This is a genomic window from Sphingomonas crusticola (genome assembly GCF_003391115.1).
GTDB classification, from domain to species: domain Bacteria; phylum Pseudomonadota; class Alphaproteobacteria; order Sphingomonadales; family Sphingomonadaceae; genus Sphingomonas_I; species Sphingomonas_I crusticola.
In genome coordinates, this window is sequence record NZ_QTJP01000001.1 from 261,834 (window position 1) to 279,107 (window position 17,274).

Sequence of the window (17,274 nt, forward strand, 5' to 3'; positions counted from 1 at the left end):
CCGGTCTAGACCAGCACGTGCCCGGCGGAAACCGGCTTGGTGGCGGTCTGGCGCTTCAGTCCGATCAGCGGCCGCAGCGGAGCGATGTTTCGGCCGATCAGATAGAACAGCCAGCATCCCGCGAACGTCGCCACCACCAGGATCAGGAAGCGTTCCAGCCCAGTCGTCGGCGTGCTCAGCAACCAATAGCCCACGACCAAGATCAACGTCTGGTGGACGATGTAAAAGGGGAATACCGCTTCCGCGAGCATCGGCCGCCATTTGCTGTCATGGTTCCAGTGCGTTTCGGCGAGGCCGATCAGCGCCACGATCGCGCCCCATGCCTCGGTCGAGCGCGCGATCCGGTACAGCAGGCTGAGCGCGTAGCTCAATCGCGCGTCGCCCGGATAAGCGAGTTCCGCCCACGCAAGATAGGCCCAACCCAGAAGTGCGGCGATGCCTGCAATCTTCCACCAGCGAGCGACGGCAGCGCGAACGGGATGCGAGTGGCGTAACAGGATCCCGAACAGGAAGGCGCTGAAATAGTCGAGATGTGCGCTCCAGTCGTTGACGAACAAATGCGTGTCGGACCAGCCGGGCGACACGAAATTGTGGATGCAGAAGAAGGCGGTAATGCCGATCGGCAGCAACGCCGGTCCCGCCAACGACCGCTCCGCCACGCGCTTCGCGCGCTCTTTCCATGCCCCTGGCAAGGTCAGCAACGCACCCCACAGCAGTGTGTAGGCAAGCAGATAGACCACGAACCACAGATGCATATAGGTCGGCACGATCACGCCATCGATCGCCTGCGGCCGGTAATAATCGTGCAGGAGGAAATAGCCGAAGCCATGGGAATAACCATGCTGTGTCACCAGTTCGACCCACGGCTGCGGCGTCACGATCACCGCCATCCCGAACAGCAAAGGGATGCCAAGCCGCGCCAGCCGGGAGCGCATGAGCGCACCGACGCTGGGGCTGCGCGCGAACAGAGCCGCGCTAGCGAAACCCGAGACCACGAACAGCAGCGAAAGGCGCCACGGGTTGGTGAGAAACATCGGCACGACCGTCCAGTCGATCGGCGGGGTCATCTTGACCGAAAATGCCCACGGCACGAACGCCATGCCGACATGGTAGAGGATGAGAAGCTGGAAGGCGCCGATCCGCAGCCAATCCATGCCGTAATGCCGGTGCGCCGGCCTGCCCGTTTCCATTGCCATATCTCCGCTGGCAGTTGCTGGTGGAGCGGGGCTAGATCGGTGGGGCGGGCGATCGCTACAGGCAGGGGATGTCCGGCGGCACCATGGGGATGAGCGAAAACGTGGCAGGGACGAACGGCGGGGGTGCGGGGGCGAGCGGCACGCGTCGCAAGCTCGCAATGCTCATGGCGGCCATCTTCCTGCTCGTGCTGGCGCTGATCACGGTCGGCAACGCCGAATCCATGATCAGCGATTTCGACGCCGCCGGCGTGCACGAGACGGTGGCGCATATCTGGATCTGGCAGGCGACGAGCATATTCGCCTGGTTAAGCGTGGCGGCGCTGATCTGGTGGGCGGTCGCGCGCATCCGGCCGCCGCGTTTTTCGTGGCCCGTGGCCGCAATTCTCTTCCTGGCCGGCCTGCCGATCGCCTCCGGCATCCACATCGCCTTGATGATCGCGTTGCGGAACGTTGCTTACGCGCTTGAGGGCGCGACCTATCATTTCCAGGGCGGTATCGCGAACCCGTATCTGTACGAATTTCGCAAGGATATCCCGACCTATCTCCAGTTCGTGGCGCTGGCCGCACTGTGCCAATGGCTGCTCGCACGCGTCGGCACTGCGCCCGTGGCGGCCGATCTGCCACGGGACCGCTATCTGGCGGTCAGCGACGGCGCCGTGACGCATCAGGTGCCGATCGCCGACATCGTCCAGCTCGTCGCGGCAGGCAATTATGTCGAGATAGAAGTCGCGGGCCGGACCCTGCTCAATCGCGCGACCCTCGCGACGATGGAGACGGAGCTGGGCGGGCGCTTCGTCCGCATCCACCGCAGTCGGCTCGTCAATCGCGACGCCATCCGCCGGATCGAGACCAACCAGTCGGGCGATTTCGTAGTGGTACTGGCCGACGGCCGGAGCGTGAAGGGCAGCCGCCGCTATCGGGCGGGTGTAGAACAGCGTCTTTGAACCGTAAGCGCGAACGCCTATAGAGGGTTCATGTCCTCCATACGCCCCTGGCGCGATATCACGCGCCGCCAGTCTCGCCAGATCATGGTCGGCAACGTACCGGTCGGGGGCGGCGCGCCGATCACCGTGCAGACGATGACCAATACGCCGACGGACGACGTGCGTGCCACGGTCGACCAGATCCGCCGCTGCGAGGAAGCGGGCGCGGACATCATCCGCGTCTCCTGTCCGGACGAGGCCTCGACCGCAGCGTTGCGCCAGATCGTGCGCGCGTCGCGCATACCGATCGTGGCGGATATCCATTTCCACTATAAGCGCGCGCTCGAGGCGGCGGATGCGGGCGCTGCCTGCCTGCGCATCAATCCGGGCAATATCGGTTCCGCCGCCCGCGTTGCCGAGGTCGTGCGCGCGGCCAAGGCCAATGGCTGCTCGATGCGGATCGGCGTCAATGCCGGCAGCCTTGAGCGCGATTTGCTCGAAAAATATGGCGAACCTTGCCCGGAGGCGCTGGTCGAGAGCGCCCTCGACCATATCAAATATCTGCAGGACCTCGACTTCCACGAATATAAGGTCGCGGTGAAGGCGTCGGACCTGTTCCTCGCCGTTGCCGCCTATCAGCAGCTCGCCGATGTCGTCGATTGTCCGCTGCACCTGGGTATCACCGAGGCGGGCGGACTGATTGGGGGCACCGTCAAATCCTCGATCGGCATGGGCAGCCTGCTGTGGTTCGGCATCGGCGACACGATCCGCGTCTCGCTCTCGGCCGAGCCCGAGGAAGAAGTGCGCGTCGGCTTCGAGATGCTGAAGGCGCTCGGATTGCGCCAGCGCGGCGTGCGCGTCATTTCCTGCCCGTCCTGCGCGCGCCAGGGCTTCGACGTGATCCGCACCGTGGAAGCATTGGAGTCGCGGCTGACGCACATTCGCACGCCGATGTCGCTGTCTGTCCTCGGCTGTGTCGTCAACGGCCCGGGCGAAGCGCGCGAGACGGATATCGGTCTTACCGGCGGCGGTAACGGCAAGCATATGGTATATTTGTCCGGCGTGACCGATCACACCGTCCAGGACGAGGATATGATCGAGCATATCGTTCGACTGGTCGAGGCCAAGGCCGCCGAGATTGAAGCGGCCAACGCGGCCCTCGCCGTGGCGGCGGAGTGAATATCGCTCGCGAGGCGACACTATCGATGCATTATTCCCCGACGAGAGCCGGGGCCCAGTACCGGCCGGTGACCCGCGCCCCGGCTCTCGTCGGGAAATGGCAGAGGGCCGGGCCGTGACTCGATCAACAAGCCGCCCGATCGTTCCTTTCCTCGTTGCATGCCTCGGCATCGCGACTTTCTCCTGCATGGACGCGGTCATGAAGCGGGTGTCGATCGATATCGGCGCCTATAATGCGATGCTGTGGCGCTCGCTGGTCGGGCTGGCGATGAGCGCGGTGCCGTTCCTTATCCTGCGCGAGACATGGCCGGCGCGCGGCCGCATCCTCCTCCACATCAAGCGCAGCGGCGCTGCGGGCATTTCGGTGTTCCTGTTCTTTTGGGGGCTGGTGCGCGTGCCGATGGCCGAAGGCGTCGCGCTCACTTTCCTGTCGCCGATCATTGCCCTGCTGCTCGCGGCACCGATGCTGGGGGAGAAAATCCGTCGTAGCGCGATCGTCGCCTGTGCACTCGCTTTCGCCGGTGTGATCGTGATCGTCATCGGCAAGAGCGGGGAGGGCGGCGGCCCGCAGGCGCTGCATGGCGCGATAGCGATCGTCATCGCCAGCCTGTTCTATGCCTATAATCTGGTGCTGCTACGCCGTTCAGCCTTGCTGGCAGGCGCGATCGAGATCACCTTTTTCACCAATCTGGTCTTCTCGGGCCTGTTCGTACTGGGGGCGCCGGTTGCGGCGATAGCGCTCCCGCTGCAATACGCGCCGCTGATTTGCCTGGCGGCCGGCCTGGCGATCATATCGTCGCTGCTGATCGCCTGGGCCTATGCCCGGGCCGAGGCGCAGCGGCTTTTGCCGGTGGAGTTCACCGCCTTTGTGTGGGCGGCTATCTTGGGAGCGATCGTGTTCGGAGAGAGAGTGCTGCCCCTGACCTTATTGGGTGCCGCGATGATCATCGGCGGCTGCGCGATCGCGATGCGTGGCAAGGCGACGCCGGGTCCTGCGACCGAGGCGGCCGCATGATCGTGCGCCGTGCCAGCCCGGCCGACGTTCCCGCCATCCTGCGGCTGATCGTCGCGCTCGCGACCTATGAGCGCGAGCCGGACGCGGTCGCCGCGACCGAGCAGTCGTTGACCGAAACATTGTTCGCTGACGATGCTCAAGTTCACGCCTTTGTAGCTGAAATTGAAGGCGATATTGCCGGAATTGCGATCTGGTTTCTCAATTATTCCACCTGGACCGGCCGCCCCGGAATTTATCTGGAGGACCTGTTCGTCGCCGACGAAGCGCGCGGAACCGGCGCCGGCAAGGCCCTGTTCCAGGCGCTGGCACGCGAAGCGCAGGCGCGCGGCTGTGCCCGGATCGACTGGGCGGTGCTCGACTGGAACACGTCCGCCATGGATTTCTATCGCGCGATCGGGGGCCGGGCTCAAAGCGGATGGCAGCCCTGGCGCCTGGACGGCCCGGCTTTAGCGAAAATGGCCCAATGACCAACGACATCCTCGCGCGGATCGCGGCCGCGCTCGAACGGATTGCTCCACCGGCGCCCGTCGGTGACGATCCGCTGGCGCACCCCGCTTATGTCTGGCGCGACGGCGCGCTGCAGGCCGCACGCGCCTTTGCGCCGCTGCCGCTGACATTGCTGGAGGGCATGGATGCCCAGAAGGAAGCCGTGCTCGGCAATATGCGGCGCCTCGGCCAGGGCCTGCCCGCGCATGACGTGCTGTTGTGGGGCGCGCGCGGGACCGGCAAGTCGGCGCTGGTCAAGGCGGCAATCGGCCAGATCCAAGCCGAGGGCGGCTCGATCGCCCTGGTCGAGGTGGCGGGCGACGGACTGGCCGAGCTTCCCGGCCTGTTCGCAGCGCTCGCGGATGTGCCCCGCGCCTTCGTACTGTTCATTGACGATCTCGGCTTCGCCGAGCCGAGCGAGGCACCGCGCTTGCTGCGTTCGGTGCTCGAGGGCGGAGCGGAGGCGCGGCCGGCCAACGCGCGGCTGCATGTCACCGCCAATCGCCGGCACATCCTGGCGCGCGATATGGCGGAGCAGGACAGCGCCATCAATCCGCGCGACGTCGCCGACGACAAGCTCGCACTGGCCGACCGTTTCGGGCTGAGCCTGGGCTTCCATGTCATCAATCAGCCGACCTACGTGGCCATGTTGGAAGGCTATGCCCGCCAATATGGCCTGACCCTGGATCCCCACGACGCCATCACCTGGGCCACGCAACGTGGTGGCCGCTCCGGGCGCGTCGCATGGCAATATGTGGTCGAAATGGCGGGCCGGCAGGGGAAGAGGCTCGGCTGAAGCAGGTTATCGGGTTCTTTATGAAGCCAGCAGAGGTGACGGGAGCTGGCGAAGCCCGCTAAGCGTCTGAAAATTCTGATTCACGGAGCGCATCATGGACCGTCGTGCTTTCCTTGCTTCGAGCGCAGCGGCCCTGGCGGCGGCTGGCATCCCTGAGTGCGCCCTGGCGCAGGCCGGCGATGCGCAGCTCAATGCGCTGTTCGACGCGATCTTCGCCGATCTGCTGCAGCAATCGCCCGAACTGGCGACCTCGCTGGGTCTCGACAAAGGCGCGCACGCCGCAGCCAAGCACCAGCTGTCCGATCGATCGGCAGCAGAGTCCGCGCGCGATGCCGCGCGCACACGCGCCTGGATTGCGCGCCTTGAGGCCATTGATGCTTCCGGTCTGTCCGACGCGGCCGCGCTCAATCGCGATGTCATCCTTTACTCGATGAAAAGCCGCAATCTGCCCTACGAGCAGTTTGGCATCGACAGCGCCCAGCGGCCTTATCGCATTTACCAGCAGGGGGGCGCTTATTACTCGGTGCCAGACTTCCTCAACGGATCGCACAGTATCGCGACTGCCGAAGATTGCGAGGCCTATCTCGATCGCCTCGCGCAATTCGCACGCGCGCTCGATCAGGACAGCGAAGTGCAACGTGCGCAGGCCGCGCGCGGTTTGCTCGCGCCGGATTTCAGTCTCGACCTAACGCTCGGGCAAATGGCCAAATTGCGCGGCCCTGCCGCCGCGCAAAGTGCGATGGTGCGCTCGCTCGTCACACGCGCGCAGGCAAGGAACATCGCAGGCGATTGGCAAGCGCGAGCCGCTTCGATCGTCGATCGGCAGGTCTATCCTGCGCTCGACCGCCAGATCGCCTTGCTCAGGCAGCTGCGTCCCGGCGCGAGCAACATCGCCGGCATCTGGCGGCTGCCGAATGGCGACGAAATCTACGCCGCCGCGCTCGAACAGGCGACTACCACCACGCTTACGCCTGCCGAGGTGCAGAAACTCGGCCTCGAGCAGGTGGCATCGATCAGCGCCGACCTCGACACGATCCTCAAGAGCCAGGGCTATAGCAAAGGCTCGGTTGGCGAGCGGCTGACCGCGCTCAACAACGATCCCAGCCAGCTCTACGCCGACAGCGCCGAGGGGCGGCTGGCGTTGATCGCCAGCCTCAATGCGGGCGTCAAGGACATGTATGGGCGGCTGCCACGCGCGTTTGCGGACATGCCGCGCACCCCGCTCGAAATCCGCGCGGTCCCGGTCGAGATCCAAGACGGCGCGTCCAATGGCTATTATCAGCGCGGAGCGCTCGATGGATCGCGCCCTGCGATCTACTTCATCAATCTGAAGGATGTCGGCGACTGGCCCAAATATGGGCTGCCGTCCCTGACCTATCATGAGGGCGTTCCCGGTCACCATCTTCAGATCAGCGTCGCGCAGGAATCCAAGGACATCCCGATCCTGCGCAAGGCGTCGGGCTTCTTTTCCGCTTATACCGAAGGCTGGGCGCTCTACGCCGAGCAGCTTGCGAACGAGCTGCATGCCTATCAGACGCCGCTGGAGCGCGCCGGCTATCTCCAGTCCTTCCTGTTCCGCGCCGCGCGGCTGGTGGTGGATACGGGTCTCCACGCACGCAAATGGACGCGTGAACAGGCCACCGATTATCTGGTCGCCACCACCGGCTTCGCGCGCGCACGCTCCCAGCGCGAAGTCGAACGTTATTGCACGATGGCGGGGCAGGCGTGCAGCTACAAGGTCGGTCACATGACCTGGACCGCGGCCCGCGCGCGGGCGGAGAAAGCGCTCGGCGCGCGGTTCGAGCTGCGCGAATTCCACAAGGTGCTGCGTGACGGCGCGATGCCGCTCACGATCCTCGACCGTCGCATCGATGCTCGCACGGCGGCGCTGCTCAAGGCCTGATCAGGGAACGCTCTTCTGTCATGCTGCGTTACGGGTCAGCAACGAACAGGAGGATTTCAATGTCGGACGATCATAAGGAAGTTGTCGTAGAGAAGACCGGCGTGAACGTCGCCGGGATCATCGCCGCGGTCGCGCTGTTGATCGCCGTCGTGGCGGTGCTCCACTATTTCGGCATGATCTAAGCTTCGTCGCGGACGGCCAGCGTCGCCTGCTGCACGCGTAGCAGCATCGCGCTGAACGCCACGACATCTTCGGGCGCGAAATCCGCGAAGATGCGGCGCTCCAGTTCCAAGGCCTTGGGCGCGATCGCTGCATAGAGATCGCGCCCGCTCTTCGTCAGATGCAGCGACTGGGAGCGGCGGTCGCTGCTGTGCGGCCGCCGTTCGACCAGGCCACGCTCGACCAGGGCGATGGTCGCGCGGCTGACCGTCACCTTGTCCATTCGCGTCCGCCGGCCGACTTGCTGCTGGGTCGTGCCCTCGTCTTCCGCGATGACTGCGATCAATCGCCATTCCGGAATCGTGAGGCCGAACAGGGCCTGATAGGTGCTGGCGATCGTTTCGCTCACGAGGTTCGACGTCACCGAGAGCCGGAAAGGGATGAATGCGTCGAGGCGCAGCGGATCGGCGACCATGCGCGTTGGTAACCTTTGACACGATCTTCGCAAAGCGGCAAAGATAGTTTCACCTGATACCAGTTTGGAGGCGGCCATGGCCAGCAATCCCGTCGACCCGCAAAACCCGTTGGGCCTCAACGGCTTCGAGTTTGTCGAGTTCACCTCGCCCGATCCGGAGGCGATGGGCCGCCAGTTCGAGCAGATGGGCTTCGTTCCCAGCCACCGCCATCCGACCAAGAACATTACCCGCTACAAGCAGGGCCGCATCAACCTGATGCTCAACCGCGACGCCGCCGGCCGCGTGGCGGAGTTCCGCAACGCCCACGGTGCCTCTGCCAGCGCAATGGCGTTCCGCGTCGCCGATCCGCAGGCGGCGCTGGAATGGGCGCTCGCCAATGGCGGAAAGGCGACCGAAGAGGACGACACCGTCATCGAGGGGATTGGCGGTTCCTATCTCTATTTCATCAAGGACGGCAGCGACCTCTACGCCGACTGGGCCGAATTTGACGGCTGGCGCGCGGCGGAAGCCGCCAACAATGTCGGCCTCGATCTGCTCGATCACCTCACGCACAATGTGAAGCGCGGCCAGATGCGCGTCTGGTCCGAATTCTACCGCACCCTGTTCGGCTTCGAAGAGCAGAAATATTTCGACATCAAGGGCAAGGCGACCGGCCTGTTCAGCCAGGCGATGATCGCGCCCGACAAGGCAATCCGCATCCCGCTCAACGAAAGCCAGGACGAGCATAGCCAGATCGAGGAATTCATCCGCGATTATCAGGGCGAGGGGATCCAGCATCTCGCGCTCACCACCGACGACATTTACGACACCGTCGAACGGCTGCGTGCACGCGGCGTTCGCCTGCAGGACACGATCGAGACCTATTACGAGCTGGTCGACAAGCGCGTCCCCGGCCATGGCGAGGATCTCGAACGCCTCCGCAAAAACCGCATCCTCATTGACGGCGACATCGGCGACGAGGGGCTTCTGCTGCAGATTTTCACCGAGAATATGTTCGGCCCGATCTTTTTCGAAATCATTCAGCGCAAGGGCAATGAAGGCTTCGGCAACGGCAATTTCCAGGCGCTGTACGAATCGATCGAGCTCGACCAGATCCGTCGGGGCGTGATCACCGTCGACGAATAGATCTTAAAAGCCGCTCATCCTGAGGAGGTATTGAGCTTGTCGAAATGCCGTCTCGAGGGATCCTCCGAGACGAGGCTTCGACAAGCTCAGCCTCTCCTCAGGAGGGGCGGGACTGTGTAGGCACGTCCCATGACCGATTACCTCACCGGCTTCGGCAGTCATTTCGCGAGCGAAGCCGTGCCCGGCGCGCTGCCGGTCGGCCGCAACTCGCCCCAGAAAGCGCCGTTCGGCCTCTACGCCGAGCAATTGTCCGGCACCGCGTTCACCGCGCCGCGGGCCGAGAATAAGCGCTCCTGGCTCTATCGGCTGCGACCAACCGCAAGCCATCCGCCGTACAAGCCTTATGACGGCGCGCCATTGCTGCGCTCCGCACCGTTCGATGAGCTGCCACCCACCCCCAATCGCCTGCGCTGGGACCCTTTGCCGCTGCCTGAGGTGCCGACCGACTTTATCGACGGCCTGACCTCCTATGGCGGCAATGGCGACGTCGCGACGGGGGCGGGGATCGGTATCCACCTCTATACCGCCAACGCCTCGATGGCGGGCCGCGCTTTCCAGAATGCCGATGGCGAATTGCTGATCGTGCCGCAACAAGGCGCGCTGACTATCGTCACGGAACTTGGCCGCATCGACGTGGCACCACTGCAGATCGTCCTCATCCCGCGCGGAATACGGTTCCGCGTCGAACTTGCCGGACCATCGCGCGGTTACGTCTGCGAAAATTATGGCGCGCCCTTCCGGCTGCCGGACCTCGGCCCGATCGGCTCTAACGGCCTCGCCAATTCGCGTGACTTCGAAACGCCGGTAGCCTGGTTTGAGGATGTCGACACGCCGTGCGAGGTCATCCAGAAATTCCAGGGCAGATTGTGGGCGACCACGCTCGACCACAGTCCATTCGATGTCGTCGCCTGGCACGGCAATCTCGCGCCCTGCCGCTATGACCTGACCCGCTTCAACACGATCAACACCGTCAGCTTCGACCATCCCGACCCGTCGATCTTCACCGTGCTGACTTCGCCAAGCGAGATCCACGGCACGGCTAATTGCGATTTCGTGATCTTCCCGCCGCGCTGGATGGTGGCCGAGGGCACATTCCGCCCGCCCTGGTTCCATCGTAATGTGATGAGCGAATATATGGGCCTGATCGAAGGCGCCTATGATGCAAAGGAGGGCGGCTTTGCCCCCGGCGGGGCATCCTTGCACAACCAGATGTCGGGCCACGGCCCCGATCAGCCGAGTTATGGGAAGGCCGTTGCCGCCGAGCTCAAACCCCACAAGATCGAAGGGACAATGGCCTTCATGTTCGAAAGCCGCTGGGTGATCCGCCCGACCCGCTGGGCGAGCGAAACGCCGCTCTGCCAGCTCGATTATGACGATTGCTGGTCCGGCTTCGACAAGGCCAAGCTGCCATGAGCGCGATCGACGAAACCCACGATCCGGCGCGCACGTCCTGGATCGAATCCGCCAACGGCCACCCCGATTTCCCGATCCAGAATTTGCCGCTCGGCATCTTCTCGCCGCCCGGCCATCACGCGCGGCCAGGCGTGGCGATCGGCGACAGGATCCTCGAGCTGAGCGGGGTAGGGGCCTTGCTGCCGGAGGCGGTCGGCCATTTGCTGACCGGCACCACGCTCAACCCGCTGCTCGCTCTGCCGTCAGCCGATCGCTTGGCGATGCGCCGGCGTTTGTCGCAATTATTGTCCGATCCGGCCAATCGGGACGCGCTCACGCCGTTGCTGCACAGGGCTGCCGAGTGCGTGGTGCATCTGCCGGCCGCGATCGGCGATTACACCGATTTCTATGTCGGCATTCATCATGCCATGAATGTCGGCAAGCAGTTCCGGCCCGACAATCCGCTGCTGCCCAATTACAAATATGTGCCGATCGGCTATCACGGTCGCGCCTCGTCGGTCCGCCCGACCGGCGTGCCGGTCGTGCGTCCCAACGGTCAGCGCAAGGGCCCGGACGAGGATGCGCCGAGCTTCGGGCCATCGCGCCGGTTGGATTACGAGCTCGAGCTCGGCATCTGGGTCGGGAAAGGCAATGAGCTCGGCCGCCCGATCCCGATCAGGGAAGCACCGCAACATATTGCCGGCTATTGCCTGCTCAACGACTGGTCGGCGCGCGACATTCAGGCGTGGGAATATCAGCCGCTTGGGCCGTTCCTCGCCAAGAATTTTCATTCGACCATCTCGCCCTGGGTGGTGACGGCCGAGGCGCTGGCACCGTTCCGCCTGCCCCAGCCGCCACGGCCGGAGGGCGACCCGCAGCCTTTGGCTTACCTGCTCGACACGCACGACCAGCAACACGGCGCGTTCGCCCTGGAGCTGGAGGTGCGCATCGCCAGTGAGCAGATGCGCCGCGAGGACACGGCGCCGTTCGTGCTCAGCCGCGGCCCTGCCACCAACATGTATTGGACGATGGCGCAGATCGTCACCCACCATGCCTCCAACGGTTGCAACCTTCAGCCGGGCGACCTGATCGGCACCGGTACCATCTCGGCCGCCGAGGCGGGCGGTTTCGGCAGCCTGCTGGAGATCAGCCAGGGCGGGAAGGCGCCGGTGACTTTACCCACGGGCGAAACGCGCACGTTCCTCGCCGATGGAGACGAGGTCATCCTACGGGCGACGGCCCGGGCGGACGGCTATGTGCCGATCGGTTTCGGTGCGTGCAGCGCGGTGATATTGCCTGCGCCATGAGCAAGCTGATCCTCCATGGCTATTGGCGCTCCAGCGCCGCCTATCGCGTGCGGATCGCGCTCAACCTCAAGGGGCTCGCCTATGACCAGGTCGGGCATGATCTCAGACGCGGCGAGCAGAAAAACCCGGCGTATCGCGCCATTGCCCCTGCCGGACTGGTGCCGGCGGTGGAATATGAAGGCCAAACGTTCATCCAAAGCCTTGCCATCCTCGAATGGCTGGAGGAACGTTGGCCCAGCCCGGCCTTGCTCCCCGGCGCAATCGAGCAGCGCGCGATCGTCCGCGCGATGGCAGGGACGATCGCTGCCGACATTCACCCTCTCAACAACCTTCGTATTCTCAAATATTTAAAGAACGAATTTGAAAGGCCGCAACAGCAGATTGACGGCTGGGTTGCGCATTGGATCGACGAGGGATTCGCCGCGCTGGAAGTGATGATCGCCCGCCATGGCAACGGCTTCGCCTTTGGCGATTTTCCGACCATGGCCGACTGTTTCGTGGTGCCGCAGGTCTATAATGCCGAGCGTGTCGGCATCGATCTGGCCCCATATCCGCAGCTGACCGCCGCAGCCGCTACGGCGCGCGCGCACCCGGCATTCGCCGCCGCGCATCCCGATCGCCAGCCCGACGCCGATCCCGCGTGACCGACGCTGAACGGCTGACCGAAGCTCCGCCCGGCGTTCGCCTTGCTGCCTTCGCCGATATCCCCGACGGAACCGCCCGCAATTTCGTGCTGCAGATGAAGGCCGGCCGCTTCCACGGCTTCATCGTCCGCAAGGGCGATCGAATATTCGGCTATCGCGACCGCTGCCCGCATGCGGGCCTGCCGCTCGCGCAGGAACTCGACCGCTATCTAACGCCCGACGGCAGCCTGATCGCCTGTTCGTGGCATGGCGCCTTGTTCGATATCGCGAGCGGGCGCTGTGTCGGCGGACCGTGCGCCGGATCGGTGCTACCGGCTTGGTCGGTGACGGTGACCGACGGCTGGATCGTTACCGCTTAGCGGCGCTGGATTGTGGCATCGCAATCACCAACTTCCGGCACATAATTGCTCGACAAGGCGCCCCTTATTGGCCACCGGGACGGCTCCGGATTGCCATCCAGCTTCAGGCCATCATGATCGCCAGCAACAAGCACAGTGTCGACGACCCGGTGGCGATCGCCCTGCGCGCGCTTGCCTGGACGGTGAGCGATCAGGCACGCGCCGACCGCATGCTGGCGCTCACCGGGCTCGATAGCGACGACCTGCGCGATCGCGCGATGGAGCCGGCGGTACTGGCCGCGCTGCTCGGCTTCCTAGAAGCCTTTGAGCCCGATTTGATCGCCTGTGCGGAGGCGCTGGCTGTTCGTCCGCAGGCGCTGGTCGATGCGCGCGAGGCGCTGGAAGCGTGACCCGCCCCCTGCTCATCACCGACTGCGACGAAGTCCTTCTGCACATGGTGCGACACTTCGGCGAATGGCTCGACGAGGCCCACGGCATCGATTTTCGACCCGAAGGCGGCGCCTTCGAGACCGCCTTGACCCATCGCGAATCCGGCACGCTCGTCCCGACCCCGCAGGTCTGGCCGCTGCTCGATGGTTTCTTCCGCACCGAAATGGACCGCCAGACGCTGGCGCCCGGCGCGGGCGAGGCCTTGGAACGGATCGGCCAGGTCGCCGACATCGTCATCCTTACCAACCTCCAGGATTGGTGCCACGCCGGGCGGGTGGCACAGCTCGACGCGCTCGGCATCCGCTACCGCGTCGTGTGCAATCAGGGTGGCAAGGGGCGGCCGGTGGCCCAGCTCGCGGCCGAGCATGGATCGAGCGTCACCGTCTTCGTCGACGATCTCGAGACGCATCACACCTCGGTCGCCCGCCACGCACCCGACGTCTTCCGGCTTCATATGATTGCGGAGCCGTCGATCGCGCCGACCATCCCGCCCGCCGCACACGCCCACGCCCGCATCGATGCTTGGGACGACGCGGTGGAATGGGTGTTGGCGCGGTTCAGAGGCGAGCCGATCTCATGATCGCACCATTTCTTCCGTCGCCGAGTTTCCGCCAGTCCTAGATCGCTTGGCTCCGCTTACACCGGCGGATCAGGCTGGTCTGATCTACCCGGGATAAACGCGCTCGTATAAGGCGAATGCACGCGCCATCCGATTGCCTCATACAAGCCGCGCCCCATCTCGGTTGCTGCCAGCACGCCGGTTTGCGCGCTGCGATCCAAAGCCTCGTTAGCCAACGCTGCCATGAGCGCGCGCCCCAGTCCGCGGCGTTGGTGCGCCTCCTGCGTTCGTATCTGATCGAAGATCGCAGCACCCTCGACCGTTACCAGCCGTCCCCGCGCCGCCAGGTCCTCAGCGCGGTGGATCGACGCCGTCAGCACCCCGTCCTCTTGCACGAACGACAGCCGATATTCGTCTGCCAGGGGGCAGCGGGTCGGGCGCAGCTCGGCCGCCATCATATATGTCGGCGGCGTGCGGATCTGCCATTGCGCCGGCAGCAAGGCCCGAACATCCGCCTCCGGTGCGCAGACCTTCAGATAGATCCAAGGCTCGTTAATGGTCCTGCCAAGCGCGGCAATCCCTGCTGTGTCCAAGGTCGCGAACAGATAGCGCGCCCGCTGATCGGCCAGGCCGACTTCAAGATAATGCCCGCTCTTGTAAGGGACGGGTGGCGCGACGTCGCGCGTGATCGCCCAACCCTTGATCCACAATGCGATCAGATCGGGGTCGGCGGCCATGATCTGCCGCTATCGCGCGCTTATCCGCGCCGCAACCGCTTGACGCTCGCCCCCGACCGTCCGAAGGCGCGGCCATGAGCATCGAAACCCGCCTCGCCGAACTCGGCATCGCCCTTCCCGAACCTGCCGCTCCGGTCGCCGCCTATGTGCCGGCGGTCGAGGCCAATGGCCTGCTCCACATTTCCGGGCAATTGCCGTTCCTCGACGGCAAGGTGATGACCGGCCGCTGCGGCGAAACCGAGGACGAGGATTATGGGCGCCGGGCGGCCGAGCGGTGTGCGGTGATGCTGCTCGCCCAGATCAAGAAGGCGCTGGGCTCGCTCGACCGGGTCGAACGCGTCGTGAAGCTGGGCGTGTTCGTCTCGTCGAGCGCGCATTTCACCGCCCAGCCACAGGTCGCCAATGGCGCGTCCGAGCTGATGCAGCAGGTGTTCGGCGATGCCGGCCGGCATGCTCGCAGCGCGGTCGGCGTGCCGGTCCTGCCCCTCAATGCGGTGGTCGAAGTCGACGCGATCGTCCAAGTCCGGAGCTAATCCGGTGACTGAAGTCGTCGCGCGCATGGCCGACGGCATCGCCGCCTTTTCGGCAGAGCAATGGGATGCGTGTGCCGGCGACGATAATCCCTTCGTCAGCCATGCTTTCCTGAGCGCGCTCGAGGATTCGGGCAGCGCCATTGCCCATACCGGCTGGCAGGCGGTGCCGATCGCGATCGACGGAGCCGACGGCGCGCCCGCTGCGATCCTGCCCGCTTACGCCAAGAGCCACAGCCAGGGCGAATATGTGTTCGACCATGGCTGGGCGGACGCCTGGGAGCGGGCAGGGCGGTCTTATTATCCCAAGCTCCAGATCGCCGTGCCTTTCTCGCCCGTGCCCGGCCCACGCCTGCTGCTGCGCGATCCGGCACTGGCCCTGGCTTTGATCGCGGCGGCCGAGGCCGTCGTTCAGCAGAATGATTTGTCTTCCGCCCACGCCACGTTCGTGGAGGGCGCGCAATTGCCGCTGTTCGAGGCCGCAGGCTGGCTGATCCGTGCCGATCGTCAGTTCCACTGGTTCAACAACGATTACAACGACTTCAATGGCTTTCTTGAGGCCTTGTCGTCGCGTAAGCGGAAGGCGATCCGCAAGGAGCGGGCGGCGGCGCGCGAGGGCCTCGAATTCCTGCACCTGACGGGCGCCGACATACAGGAATCCCATTGGGACGCCTTTTGGCATTTCTATCAGGATACCGGTGCGCGCAAATGGGGCCGGCCCTACCTCAAGCGCAGCTTCTTCACTTTGCTCGGGCAGCGCATGGGCGAGAAGGTCGTGCTGATGCTGGCGCTGCGCGACGGCACACCGATCGCCGGCGCGCTTAACCTGCTCGGCAGCGACACGCTTTACGGCCGTTATTGGGGGTCGAGCGAGGAGGTGCCCTTCCTCCACTTCGAGCTCTGTTATTATCAGGCCATCGACGTCGCGATCGAACGCGGCCTACTGCGGGTCGAAGCCGGCGCCCAAGGGGAGCACAAGCTCGCCCGCGGCTATCTGCCTACCCCGACCTTCTCTGCCCACTACATCCCCGATCCGGGTTTCCGCCGCGCGGTCGCCGACTATCTCGAGCAGGAGCGCCGCATGATCGCCGAGAATATCGAGGCGTTGGAGGAGGAGGCGCCCTATCGCAAGGATGCGTCCCGAGAAGAACTCGCTCTCCATCCCGAACGTGACCGATTTCCGGCCGGGTAACGCCGACCGCACCGATCCGTCGGGGAGCGACGCCAACCGCGACTTCGGCCGCAATCGGGCCTTCCGCCTGGCTCAGAGCGGTGACAGCGGCGGAACGGGGGGCGCCTTGTCGTACGCGACCGTCGGCGCCGAGACTGAGTTTCGCGGCGATGTCGACGGCGACGGTAGGGCTGATCTGCTCTTGCGGATCGATCGCGGCACCTGCGAGGCGGCGGCTTCATTCTGTAGGCACCCCCCGAGCGGACGAGCTGGACGGCGGTCCGCCCACGGTGGGCAGTCGATTGCTCCGCTTCGGCATTCTGCTAATCGTGACGACAGAGCCGTGATAAAACCCACCGGCCGGAGACAGGCATGACGAAGACGACGCGCTGGATGGCCGGCTTTGCTTCGTTACTGCTTCTCGTGCCGGTTGCGGCCAATGCGGCGGATGATCCGTTTCTGGGCAGTTGGCGGCTCGACAAGGCCAAGTCGGTCATTGCGCACGACCCCGGCGTCAAGACCAAGCAGTTCGTGTTTTCGCCCAATGGCGAGGGGGTGATGATCACCGAGACGCTGGAAATGGAGGCGGGCAATGGCGAGAAGCAGGTGACCCATCTTCCTTACGTCTACGGCAAGTTCACCCCGCAGCCTGGCCCCGGCTTCGATGCCTTGTCGGTCGTCAAAACCGACAGCAGGACCGCGCTCTGGACCGCCCAGGCGAAGGGTAAGATTGTTGCGCAGCTGGAGGTGGTCGTATCGGGCGACGGCAAGGAAATGACCTTCCGCTATTTGTCCACGGCCGCCGATCCCACCGGCGCCGTCACCAAGGACAGGTACGTCTACGACAAAGAGTGACAGCACGGCCACCGGCCTGCACGTCCCCAGCTC

At 64.7% G+C, this 17,274-nt stretch carries 20 protein-coding genes; 17 read left to right on the top strand and 3 right to left on the bottom strand.

What is annotated here, in order from left to right:
- Positions 1-5: 5 nt before the first annotated feature.
- Entirely contained in the window at positions 6-1,190 is a 1,185-nt protein-coding gene (locus tag DX905_RS01200; RefSeq protein ID WP_116092231.1) for an acyltransferase family protein, read from the bottom strand.
- Positions 1,191-1,297: 107 nt separating this feature from the next.
- Between DX905_RS01200 and DX905_RS01205 the strand changes: the two genes are divergently transcribed.
- From DX905_RS01205 to DX905_RS16355, 7 genes are all read left to right on the top strand, one after another.
- On the top strand, positions 1,298-2,140 hold the full coding sequence (locus tag DX905_RS01205; RefSeq protein ID WP_162875405.1) for a LytTR family DNA-binding domain-containing protein: 843 nt from the start codon (positions 1,298-1,300) through the stop codon (positions 2,138-2,140).
- A 30-nt stretch (positions 2,141-2,170) separates the two neighbouring features.
- A complete protein-coding gene (gene ispG / locus DX905_RS01210; RefSeq protein ID WP_116089706.1) occupies positions 2,171-3,298 on the top strand; it encodes a flavodoxin-dependent (E)-4-hydroxy-3-methylbut-2-enyl-diphosphate synthase in 1,128 nt (375 codons plus the stop codon).
- Positions 3,299-3,395: 97 nt separating this feature from the next.
- On the top strand, positions 3,396-4,313 hold the full coding sequence (locus DX905_RS01215; protein WP_205412172.1) for a DMT family transporter: 918 nt from the start codon (positions 3,396-3,398) through the stop codon (positions 4,311-4,313).
- On the top strand, positions 4,310-4,780 hold the full coding sequence (locus DX905_RS01220; protein ID WP_116089707.1) for a GNAT family N-acetyltransferase: 471 nt from the start codon (positions 4,310-4,312) through the stop codon (positions 4,778-4,780). The genes DX905_RS01215 and DX905_RS01220 overlap by 4 nt, the downstream gene beginning before the upstream one ends.
- Positions 4,777-5,595 (top strand): ATP-binding protein, encoded by an 819-nt coding sequence (locus DX905_RS01225; RefSeq protein ID WP_116089708.1) that lies wholly within the window; start codon positions 4,777-4,779, stop codon positions 5,593-5,595. The genes DX905_RS01220 and DX905_RS01225 overlap by 4 nt, the downstream gene beginning before the upstream one ends.
- 94 nt (positions 5,596-5,689) lie before the next feature.
- Positions 5,690-7,498, top strand: coding sequence for a DUF885 domain-containing protein (locus DX905_RS01230; protein ID WP_116089709.1), 1,809 nt, complete (start codon positions 5,690-5,692; stop codon positions 7,496-7,498).
- 59 nt (positions 7,499-7,557) lie between these two features.
- Positions 7,558-7,680: a hypothetical protein gene (locus DX905_RS16355; RefSeq protein WP_275896055.1), complete on the top strand. Its 123-nt coding sequence runs from the start codon at positions 7,558-7,560 to the stop codon at positions 7,678-7,680.
- On the opposite strand, the gene DX905_RS01235 is transcribed toward DX905_RS16355, so the two are convergent.
- Positions 7,677-8,132: a MarR family winged helix-turn-helix transcriptional regulator gene (locus DX905_RS01235; protein WP_116089710.1), complete on the bottom strand. Its 456-nt coding sequence runs from the start codon at positions 8,130-8,132 to the stop codon at positions 7,677-7,679. The genes DX905_RS16355 and DX905_RS01235 overlap by 4 nt on opposite strands.
- A gap of 76 nt (positions 8,133-8,208) precedes the next feature.
- On the opposite strand from DX905_RS01235, the gene hppD reads away from it, so the two are divergent.
- From hppD to DX905_RS01270, 7 genes are all read left to right on the top strand, one after another.
- Entirely contained in the window at positions 8,209-9,258 is a 1,050-nt protein-coding gene (gene hppD / locus DX905_RS01240; protein WP_116089711.1) for a 4-hydroxyphenylpyruvate dioxygenase, read from the top strand.
- Between the two features lie 129 nt (positions 9,259-9,387).
- A complete protein-coding gene (gene hmgA / locus DX905_RS01245) occupies positions 9,388-10,671 on the top strand; it encodes a homogentisate 1,2-dioxygenase (protein WP_116089712.1) in 1,284 nt (427 codons plus the stop codon).
- Positions 10,668-11,957 carry a fumarylacetoacetase gene (gene fahA / locus DX905_RS01250; protein ID WP_116089713.1) on the top strand — a complete coding sequence of 430 codons (1,290 nt, stop codon included), beginning with the start codon at positions 10,668-10,670 and terminating at the stop codon, positions 11,955-11,957. Before hmgA ends, fahA begins: the two co-directional genes overlap by 4 nt.
- Complete coding sequence (maiA, locus tag DX905_RS01255) at positions 11,954-12,601, top strand: maleylacetoacetate isomerase (RefSeq protein WP_116089714.1); 648 nt, start codon at positions 11,954-11,956, stop codon at positions 12,599-12,601. Before fahA ends, maiA begins: the two co-directional genes overlap by 4 nt.
- Positions 12,598-12,960, top strand: a complete 363-nt coding sequence (locus DX905_RS01260; protein WP_116089715.1) for a Rieske (2Fe-2S) protein — start codon at positions 12,598-12,600, stop codon at positions 12,958-12,960. Before maiA ends, DX905_RS01260 begins: the two co-directional genes overlap by 4 nt.
- 113 nt (positions 12,961-13,073) lie before the next feature.
- Positions 13,074-13,349, top strand: a complete 276-nt coding sequence (locus DX905_RS01265) for a DUF3572 family protein (RefSeq protein ID WP_116089716.1) — start codon at positions 13,074-13,076, stop codon at positions 13,347-13,349.
- On the top strand, positions 13,346-13,969 hold the full coding sequence (locus tag DX905_RS01270) for an HAD family hydrolase (protein WP_240320674.1): 624 nt from the start codon (positions 13,346-13,348) through the stop codon (positions 13,967-13,969). The genes DX905_RS01265 and DX905_RS01270 overlap by 4 nt, the downstream gene beginning before the upstream one ends.
- Before the next feature lie 56 nt (positions 13,970-14,025).
- Here DX905_RS01270 and DX905_RS01275 read toward each other — a convergent pair whose 3' ends face one another.
- Positions 14,026-14,685 (bottom strand): GNAT family N-acetyltransferase, encoded by a 660-nt coding sequence (locus DX905_RS01275; RefSeq protein ID WP_116089717.1) that lies wholly within the window; start codon positions 14,683-14,685, stop codon positions 14,026-14,028.
- 74 nt (positions 14,686-14,759) lie between these two features.
- Between DX905_RS01275 and DX905_RS01280 the strand changes: the two genes are divergently transcribed.
- The 3 genes from DX905_RS01280 to DX905_RS01290 all read left to right on the top strand — a co-directional run bounded on the left by DX905_RS01280 (position 14,760) and on the right by DX905_RS01290 (position 17,241).
- Positions 14,760-15,218 carry a RidA family protein gene (locus DX905_RS01280; RefSeq protein WP_116089718.1) on the top strand — a complete coding sequence of 153 codons (459 nt, stop codon included), beginning with the start codon at positions 14,760-14,762 and terminating at the stop codon, positions 15,216-15,218.
- 25 nt (positions 15,219-15,243) lie between these two features.
- Entirely contained in the window at positions 15,244-16,407 is a 1,164-nt protein-coding gene (locus DX905_RS01285) for a GNAT family N-acetyltransferase (RefSeq protein WP_240320912.1), read from the top strand.
- A 351-nt stretch (positions 16,408-16,758) separates the two neighbouring features.
- Positions 16,759-17,241, top strand: coding sequence for a hypothetical protein (locus DX905_RS01290; protein WP_116089720.1), 483 nt, complete (start codon positions 16,759-16,761; stop codon positions 17,239-17,241).
- Positions 17,242-17,274 lie beyond the last annotated feature (33 nt).

What these genes read in the sequence shown, in the direction of transcription:
- DX905_RS01215 (WP_205412172.1), top strand. Translation starts at nt 3,396, where the DNA reads ATGGCAGAGGGCCGGGCCGTGACTCGATCAACAAGCCGCCCGATCGTT.
- DX905_RS16355 (WP_275896055.1), top strand. Translation starts at nt 7,558, where the DNA reads ATGTCGGACGATCATAAGGAAGTTGTCGTAGAGAAGACCGGCGTGAAC.
- ispG (WP_116089706.1), top strand. Translation starts at nt 2,171, where the DNA reads ATGTCCTCCATACGCCCCTGGCGCGATATCACGCGCCGCCAGTCTCGC.
- DX905_RS01225 (WP_116089708.1), top strand. Translation starts at nt 4,777, where the DNA reads ATGACCAACGACATCCTCGCGCGGATCGCGGCCGCGCTCGAACGGATT.
- DX905_RS01275 (WP_116089717.1), bottom strand. Translation starts at nt 14,685, where the DNA reads ATGGCCGCCGACCCCGATCTGATCGCATTGTGGATCAAGGGTTGGGCG.
- DX905_RS01200 (WP_116092231.1), bottom strand. Translation starts at nt 1,190, where the DNA reads ATGGAAACGGGCAGGCCGGCGCACCGGCATTACGGCATGGATTGGCTG.
- hmgA (WP_116089712.1), top strand. Translation starts at nt 9,388, where the DNA reads ATGACCGATTACCTCACCGGCTTCGGCAGTCATTTCGCGAGCGAAGCC.
- DX905_RS01280 (WP_116089718.1), top strand. Translation starts at nt 14,760, where the DNA reads ATGAGCATCGAAACCCGCCTCGCCGAACTCGGCATCGCCCTTCCCGAA.
- hppD (WP_116089711.1), top strand. Translation starts at nt 8,209, where the DNA reads ATGGCCAGCAATCCCGTCGACCCGCAAAACCCGTTGGGCCTCAACGGC.
- fahA (WP_116089713.1), top strand. Translation starts at nt 10,668, where the DNA reads ATGAGCGCGATCGACGAAACCCACGATCCGGCGCGCACGTCCTGGATC.
- maiA (WP_116089714.1), top strand. Translation starts at nt 11,954, where the DNA reads ATGAGCAAGCTGATCCTCCATGGCTATTGGCGCTCCAGCGCCGCCTAT.
- DX905_RS01285 (WP_240320912.1), top strand. Translation starts at nt 15,244, where the DNA reads ATGGCCGACGGCATCGCCGCCTTTTCGGCAGAGCAATGGGATGCGTGT.
- DX905_RS01290 (WP_116089720.1), top strand. Translation starts at nt 16,759, where the DNA reads ATGACGAAGACGACGCGCTGGATGGCCGGCTTTGCTTCGTTACTGCTT.
- DX905_RS01220 (WP_116089707.1), top strand. Translation starts at nt 4,310, where the DNA reads ATGATCGTGCGCCGTGCCAGCCCGGCCGACGTTCCCGCCATCCTGCGG.
- DX905_RS01235 (WP_116089710.1), bottom strand. Translation starts at nt 8,132, where the DNA reads ATGGTCGCCGATCCGCTGCGCCTCGACGCATTCATCCCTTTCCGGCTC.
- DX905_RS01230 (WP_116089709.1), top strand. Translation starts at nt 5,690, where the DNA reads ATGGACCGTCGTGCTTTCCTTGCTTCGAGCGCAGCGGCCCTGGCGGCG.
- DX905_RS01265 (WP_116089716.1), top strand. Translation starts at nt 13,074, where the DNA reads ATGATCGCCAGCAACAAGCACAGTGTCGACGACCCGGTGGCGATCGCC.